At 57.9% G+C, this 730-nt stretch carries 1 pseudogene; it reads right to left on the bottom strand.

What is annotated here, in order from left to right:
• Positions 1-106: 106 nt before the first annotated feature.
• A pseudogene (locus ACW5W8_RS23775) lies at positions 107-730 on the bottom strand (terminase); the annotation flags it as partial.

The raw sequence follows: 730 nt of genomic DNA, 5'->3' as shown, positions 1-730 counted from the left end.
GCCAAAGAGCGCCAATCAGGCTGGCCATTAATATCACTCATCAGGTTGAGTAGACGTGCGGTATCGAGGCCACCCTGTGAGGGGGCCTTGGGTTGGTTCTTGATCATTAGTTGGCCATCCAGTGCTTGGGTTTAGGGGCGGGTCCGGACTTGACGATGCGAGCAGGCATTCTGGCGCGCATCTCTTGGGCAATCATGTAGCTGACGAGCTGATCGTCGTAACAGCCGGTCTGGGCATTCATGCTGCCCCGTTTGTCATAGACGTAGGTGGTTGCTTCACTGATGGTGCCTATCCAGTAGATCCCGGACTGGCCGGCACGCAGCAGGTCTTTAAGGCCATCCACCAAGATCGGCTTGGATTGTCGTGTGGTGAGCCAGCCAAGGCGTGGGGTTTCGTCATCACGGTCTCGGTCGATGTGTTCCTGGGTGTAGATGCGGCGGACGGGGTAGAGCTCGCGCAGCTTGAGCAGTACCGCATGACCATGGTTATTACGCTCGGGGCCGATATAAGCCGGTCCATACTCTTCGGTGCCATACCACTTGCCGACATGAGCCAACAGCTGAGCAAAGAGACCAGGGTCGAGGTGTCCGTACCAGTGGGCCACCTGACGGCCGTCACTCTTGACCACGACATCAAAGCTCGAACGGTCACCATGCTCGAGACCTTCTGCCACGTCGGCGCCAATAGCGTAATCCTCGTCAGGGTCGGGCAGCTCCCATACCAGCAGCAT

Source organism: Aeromonas aquatilis (assembly GCF_054052405.1).
This window is presented reverse-complemented; position numbering and strand designations above follow the sequence as displayed.